The organism is Methylobacterium sp. WL19 (genome assembly GCF_008040005.1).
In the GTDB taxonomy this organism is placed as follows: domain Bacteria; phylum Pseudomonadota; class Alphaproteobacteria; order Rhizobiales; family Beijerinckiaceae; genus Methylobacterium; species Methylobacterium bullatum.
In genome coordinates, this window is sequence record NZ_VRVC01000198.1 from 1 (window position 1) to 5888 (window position 5888).

Annotated in this window: 8 protein-coding genes; 6 read left to right on the forward strand and 2 right to left on the reverse strand. The window is 67.8% G+C overall.

The annotated features are described in order from the left end of the window. The 3 genes from FV220_RS23660 to FV220_RS23670 all read left to right on the forward strand — a co-directional run. Positions 1 to 1171: FtsX-like permease family protein (locus tag FV220_RS23660; protein ID WP_147833442.1), on the forward strand; the 1171-nt coding region annotated here is incomplete at its 5' end. A gap of 301 nt (positions 1172 to 1472) precedes the next feature. Next, a complete protein-coding gene (locus tag FV220_RS23665; RefSeq protein WP_147833443.1) occupies positions 1473 to 2249 on the forward strand; it encodes a Bax inhibitor-1/YccA family protein in 777 nt (258 codons plus the stop codon). Positions 2250 to 2340: 91 nt separating this feature from the next. Then, positions 2341 to 2598 carry a hypothetical protein gene (locus FV220_RS23670; protein ID WP_238254141.1) on the forward strand — a complete coding sequence of 86 codons (258 nt, stop codon included), beginning with the start codon at positions 2341 to 2343 and terminating at the stop codon, positions 2596 to 2598. 9 nt (positions 2599 to 2607) lie between these two features. On the opposite strand, the gene FV220_RS23675 is transcribed toward FV220_RS23670, so the two are convergent. Next, positions 2608 to 2982 (reverse strand): DUF2794 domain-containing protein, encoded by a 375-nt coding sequence (locus tag FV220_RS23675; protein ID WP_147833444.1) that lies wholly within the window; start codon positions 2980 to 2982, stop codon positions 2608 to 2610. A 479-nt stretch (positions 2983 to 3461) separates the two neighbouring features. Between FV220_RS23675 and bluB the strand changes: the two genes are divergently transcribed. Together bluB and FV220_RS23685 are read left to right on the forward strand one after the other, a co-directional pair. Then, positions 3462 to 4118 carry a 5,6-dimethylbenzimidazole synthase gene (gene bluB, locus FV220_RS23680; RefSeq protein WP_147833445.1) on the forward strand — a complete coding sequence of 219 codons (657 nt, stop codon included), beginning with the start codon at positions 3462 to 3464 and terminating at the stop codon, positions 4116 to 4118. A gap of 188 nt (positions 4119 to 4306) precedes the next feature. Beyond that, positions 4307 to 4822, forward strand: coding sequence for a L,D-transpeptidase (locus tag FV220_RS23685; protein ID WP_056140310.1), 516 nt, complete (start codon positions 4307 to 4309; stop codon positions 4820 to 4822). 8 nt (positions 4823 to 4830) lie between these two features. Here the strand turns inward: FV220_RS23685 and FV220_RS23690 are convergent, their stop codons facing one another. Continuing rightward, the gene (locus FV220_RS23690; RefSeq protein ID WP_147833446.1) at positions 4831 to 5049 is read right to left on the reverse strand and encodes a DUF1674 domain-containing protein; all 219 of its coding nucleotides are present in this window, start codon (positions 5047 to 5049) and stop codon (positions 4831 to 4833) included. A gap of 86 nt (positions 5050 to 5135) precedes the next feature. On the opposite strand from FV220_RS23690, the gene FV220_RS23695 reads away from it, so the two are divergent. After that, positions 5136 to 5888 (forward strand): transcription antitermination factor NusB (locus tag FV220_RS23695; protein ID WP_281406102.1); only part of this gene is annotated, 753 nt, incomplete at its 3' end.

Genomic DNA, 5888 nt, shown 5'->3' on the forward strand with positions numbered 1-5888 from the left:
GCCCCGGCCGCGCTCGGCGGCACCCCGCATGGCTTTGGCCAACCTCCATCGCCCCGGCGCGCTCACCCCCGCCATCGTCCTGTCGCTCGGGCTCGGGGTGACCCTGCTGGTGACGCTGAGCCTGATCGACGCCAATGTCCGGCGGACGCTGACGAGCTCGCTGCCGGCCCGTGCACCGAACCTGTTTTTCCTCGACATCCCGGCTGCGGAGGCGGACGGGTTCCATGCGGAGCTCGGCAAGCTCGCGCCGGGGGGCAAGATCGAGCGCGTGCCGATGATGCGCGGGCGCATCGTCGCCATCAACGGCACCCCCGCCGCCGCGATCAAGCCGCCGGAAGATGCCGCCTGGGTGCTCGATGGCGACCGCGGGATCACCTATGCCGAGGATCTCCCCGAGGGATCGAACCTCGTCGCCGGCTCGTGGTGGAATGCGGAGGAGGGGGCGAAACCCCTGGTGTCCTTCGATGCGGAACTCGGCCGCGCGCTGAATCTCGGGGTCGGCGGCACCGTCACGGTCAACGTCCTGGGGCGGAATCTGACGGCGAAAGTCGCGAACCTGCGCAAGGTCGAATGGCGCAACCTCGGCATCAATTTCGTCATGGTCTTCTCGCCCGGCACGTTCCGGGGCGCGCCGCATTCGGACCTCGCCACCCTCACCCTGGCGGGCGGACCGGATGCCGGGACCGAGGCTGTGATCCTGCGCGACGTCGCCCGCGCCTTTCCGTCGGTGACCAGCGTGCGGGTGAAAGACGCCCTCGACACGGTCAACGACATCGTCGGCAAGCTGGTCCTGGCGATTCGCGCTGCCAGCGGCGTCGCCGTGGTGGCGAGCCTGTTCGTGCTCGCCGGCGCCATCGCGGCGGGGCATCGCGCCCGGCTGTACGATGCCGTCGTGCTGAAGGTTCTGGGCGCCACGCGCGGGCGACTGCTCCTGGCCTACACGCTGGAATACGGCGCCCTGGGCATCGCCACCGCCCTGTTCGGTCTTCTCGCCGGCACGCTCGCGGGCTGGACCATCGTGACCCGCGTGATGAAGCTCGACTTCGCCCTGGACCTCTCCGGTGCCCTCGTCGCATCCACCCTCGCGGTGGTTTTCGCCATCGTCCTCGGGCTGGCCGGGACGTGGCGCATCCTCGGCCAGAAACCGGCTCCCTACCTGCGCCAGTTCTGAGGCCGGACGGTCGTCCGCCTCCCCGTCGCAGGAGAAAGACGACGCCGAAGTCATGGTTTATGACTTGTCACTATAGCTCTGGTGCGCCGCGAGGATGATGAACGAGATTTAATCCACCCTCGTCCAAATAAAGATCGAGGTGAGAAGGCGTGATTCCCGTGCCGTAAAGCTCGGCCGCCCCCTTGTGCGGAGCGGCATGACGGAACATATTTCGGTTCAAGGCGCGGTCACGTGCCAGAGGTCCTGTGCGTGAGCCTCGGTTCCAAATCACACGCTGAGAGAGCTTCCAAGGGAAACTCCCATGGCATTCGATAACAGTCCCTTCCGCTACGGCGCCCAGCCCCAGGGCTATGCCGGCTCCCAGGTCGAGGTCGATCAGGGCCTGCGCAGCTTCATGCTCGGCGTCTACAACAACATGGTCGTCGGCCTCGGGATCTCCGGCCTCGTGGCCCTCGGCCTGAACATGGCCGTCCAGACCGGCACCATCGTCGCCAACTACAAGGGCGTTCCGCTGAACCAGGCGGGCGTCTTCATCTACGGCACGTGGTTCAAGTACGTTCTGATGCTGGCCCCGCTCGCCTTCATCTTCATCTTCACGATGCGCATGGATCGGATGTCGGCCTCTGCGGCACGCCTCACGTTCTTCGCTTTCGCGGCGGTGATGGGTGCCTCGATGTCGTCGATGCTGCTCGCCTTCACGGGCGCCAGCGTGGTCCGGGTCTTCTTCATCACGGCGGCGACGTTCGGCGGTCTCAGCCTCTACGGCTACACCACCAAGCGCAGCCTTTCGGGGATGGGTTCGTTCCTGATCATGGGCGTAATCGGCCTCTTTATCGCCTCGATCGTGAACATCTTCCTGGCCTCGAGCGCGCTTCAGTTCGCCATCTCGGTGCTCGGCGTCCTGATCTTCGCAGGCCTTACCGCCTACGACACGCAGAAGCTCAAGGAGATGTTTCTCTACAGCGGTGCCGACGCCGAAGGCGCGGCCAAGCTGTCGGTGAACGGCGCTCTGACGCTCTACCTGGACTTCATCAACATGTTCCAGTTCCTGCTCCAGCTCCTCGGCGATCGCCGCTAAGCGAGCCATCGGAACGCGGATCGAAAGGCCTCGGCGGAAACGCCGGGGCCTTTTTTCGTTTCCGCTGCTGCGAACCTGCGAGGATGTCGCGGTGGGTAAACCGGTGGTGCCGAAAATCGGGCGTGGCCCAGGGCGGGAGACGCCGCAGCCCAGCGACGTGCCGACCTACGCCATCGTCGGCGTCAGCGTCGCCGCTGCGATCGGCGCCGGCGCATGGGCCGGCTTCGGCGCGGCCATCATTGCCGGCATCGCCACGCTGTTCGTGCTCGGCGCCCTGTATTCCATCGGCGCGCGGCGATGGGGTTGGCCTCCGATCCGTTGGGAGGCGCTCCCGTTCTTCATCCCGTGACCGGGGCGATCACACCACGCGAAGAGGCTTTTCCAGCGCCGCCAGGACACGGGCGAGGTCGTGCCCTCGCTTCAGCACGATGCCGGCGGCGGAAATCACCGCGAAGGCGCCCTGGCGGCGGGCGAGTTTGGGATCCTTCTCCACCCGGAACAGGGGGGTCTCGGACGAGCGGCGGTAGATCGAGAACACCGCCTTGTCGCGGCGGAAGTCGAGGGCGTAGTCACGCCATTCGCCGGCCGAGACCATGCGGCCGTAGAGGTTGAACAGGGTCCTGAGTTCGGAACGATTGAAGGCGACCTGCGGCACCACCGGAGCCGTCGGGAACGGCACGACGCGGCTGGTGGAATCCTTCGATCGCGGCTCGGCTCCGGTCCCCTCGTCCATCCTCGCTCCTCGGTTCCGGCGACTCGACGATCGCCGCAAAGGAGGAATGATGGGCCTCCCACTCCGAGCCTGCAAGCCCGGTCGACCGCCGCGTGCGCACCGGCACCAGCCACGGACTGGCAACACAACGTCACGATTTCGCCCCGTTATCGCCCATCGTCGGCCGCGATAGAAGATGATACCTGTTGCCGAACCTCGTCGGCTCCGTGCTCGGTCGGGCGGCCGATATCCATGCTCCCCAGCTTTCGGGAGTCTGCCGATGACACGGGAGCGACACTCCAGAGGTTTCGAGACCCAAGGACTTCAGGCCGCCTCTCCGGAGTGCGGCCTTTTTTTCTGCCATGACGGTCCGCTCTGGTCTAAAAATCCTTTTCGATGGCCTCGGCCGCCCTTCGTATTCTACCGCCACTTTGGTGGACTGCCGGATTCCGGCGGCGGCTGACAGGGGCGAGCGGCCAAGGCGGCCTCGTCGACAAGGGATGGCAGTGATTGCACGGCAGGACTTGGTGAGGTTCGATCCCGGCTTTCGCGAGACGCTCGGCGAGCTGTTCGCCTGGCGTCGCGACGTGCGCCGCTTTCGCAGCGATCCCGTGGATGAGGCCGTGTTTCAGCGCTGCCTGGCCCTGGCGATGCTGAGCCCGTCCGTGGGCAACAGCCAGCCCTGGCGTTTCGTCCGTGTCGCCGACCCGGCGCGGCGCGGGGCGGTGACCGCGAGTTTCGAGCGCTGCAACGATGCGGCGGCCGAGACCTACGAGTGCGAGCGCCGCGAAGCCTATACCCGCCTGAAGCTCGCGGGCCTGCGCGAGGCACCCATCCATCTCGCGATCTTCTGCGACGAGGGTACGACGAACGGGTTCGGCCTCGGCCGCGCCACCATGCCGGAAATGCTGCGCTACTCGGTGGTCACGGCGGTGCACACCTTCTGGCTCGCCGCGCGGGCGCACGGGCTCGGCGTCGGCTGGGTGTCGATCATCGAGCCCGATTGCGTCACGTCGCATCTCGACGTTCCCGCTTCCTGGCGCCTCGTCGCCTATCTCTGCGTCGGCTATCCGGTGGAGGAGCACGACGATCCCGAACTCGTCCGGCATGGCTGGCAGGAGCGCGACGAGACGGCTTTCGTCCTGCTGGAGCGGTGAGCGAGGCAAGCCTTTATCAAAGCCTAATAGGACTGCTCGCCTTTAGCGCGAGTGTGAGGGGCGCCGTTTAACCGCGCTCCATCATTCCGGTGCGTATCCGGCCGATGACCCCCACCGGTAACCGGAACGGCAATCTCGATCGCTGCTTATCGTGAAGCTCACGGTCACGCTTTCGGGGATGACGACAGATGTTCGCGCGTAATGGGTTCGCCGCTTGTTTGGCCGCAACAGTCTTGAGTGTGGGGGTTGCCGCGACACCGGCCGCGTCCCGCGAACTCGTGGCCTTCGACCAGGCCGTCATGCCCGGTACCGTGGTGGTCCGCACCTCGGAGCGCCGGCTCTACCTCGTCAACGGCGACGGCACGGCGATCCGCTATCCCGTGGCGGTGGGCAAGCCCGGCAAGCAATGGACCGGCGCCACCAAGATCGACGGCAAATATGTCGAGCCGGCCTGGTCGCCGCCGCGCGAGGTCAAGCGTGACAACCCGCGCCTGCCCGACGTGATCGCCGGCGGCTCGCCGCACAACCCGATGGGCGCGGCGGCGATGACCCTGGCGGGCGGTGAGTACGCCATCCACGGCACCAACCGTCCGAATTCGGTGGGCACCTACGCGTCCTATGGCTGCATCCGCATGTACAATCAGGACGTGGTCGATCTCTACGGGCGCGTCTCCGTGGGCACGCAGGTCTACGTCACGCGCTGAGCCCGCGCTCAGAAGTCGACGGCGATGCCTTTGACTTCCCAATCGTCGTAGCGGACGGGCTCCAGGCCGCCACGGCCCTGGCGCTCGCGGGCGGCGGAGATCTCCGCCGCCTTCGCGTCGATGGCAGCGCGTCGGTCGGCGGCCTCGGCCAGAGCCCGCTCTGCGGCGGGCGTCAAGGCGGGGCGGGGCGGGATCTCGGCACTTTCCGCGTCGTCGGGCGTCGTCATGGCTTGCATCTCGGTGGGCCGGATGGGAGGGCATCCGCTGGCATTGGCTCCGGGGGACCGGGCCTCGGACACGGAAAGTGGCATTCATGGCGACACGCCGCAACGCGGATGGGCCGACGACGACGATCGACCGCACGGTTCCGGGCCTCGCCGCCCGGCAGGTGGCCCATGCCGCCGTGGCCGATCTTCTCGTGCAGGGCCGCGCCTTCGCCCTCGAAGATGCCCTGGCCAAGGCGGGCGTCGATGCCGGCCTCGACGCCGCCGACGCATCGCTGGCGCGGGCCATCGCCACCGCCACCTTCCGCCGCCTCGGCTTCCTGCGGCGGATGCTGGCCGTCCGCATGACTCAGGGCCTGCCGCCGGACCAGCCGAGGCTGGTGGCCCTCCTCGTCACCGGCGCCGTGCAGATCCTCGATCTCAACGTGCCGGACCATGCCGCCGTGGATCTCTCGGTCCGCCTCGCCAAGGGCGACCCCTACCTGCAGCACACGCCCGGCCTCGTGAACGCCATCCTGCGCCGGGTCATCCGTGAGCGGGACGCCATCGCGGCCGAGGCGTCCGATCCCCTGGCGCAGAACACCCCGGACTGGCTCGCCGCCCGCTGGAGCGCCGCCTATGGACCCGACACGGCACGGGCCATCGCCGCGGCCCATCTCTCGGGCGCTGCCCTCGACATCACACCGCGCGGCAGCGCGACGGAATGGGCCGAGCGCCTCGGCGGCGTCGCCCTGCCCACCGGCAGCATCCGCCTGCACGAGGTGCGCTCGGCCGTGGCGGATCTGCCCGGCTATGGCGAGGGCGCGTGGTGGGTGCAGGACGCTGCCGCCGCCATCCCCGCC

Bases quoted from the DNA above. Each gene is read 5' to 3' on its own strand.
- FV220_RS23665 (WP_147833443.1), top strand. From the start codon at position 1,473: ATGGCATTCGATAACAGTCCCTTCCGCTACGGCGCCCAGCCCCAGGGC.
- FV220_RS23675 (WP_147833444.1), bottom strand. From the start codon at position 2,982: ATGGACGAGGGGACCGGAGCCGAGCCGCGATCGAAGGATTCCACCAGC.
- bluB (WP_147833445.1), top strand. From the start codon at position 3,462: ATGGCAGTGATTGCACGGCAGGACTTGGTGAGGTTCGATCCCGGCTTT.
- FV220_RS23685 (WP_056140310.1), top strand. From the start codon at position 4,307: ATGTTCGCGCGTAATGGGTTCGCCGCTTGTTTGGCCGCAACAGTCTTG.
- FV220_RS23690 (WP_147833446.1), bottom strand. From the start codon at position 5,049: ATGACGACGCCCGACGACGCGGAAAGTGCCGAGATCCCGCCCCGCCCC.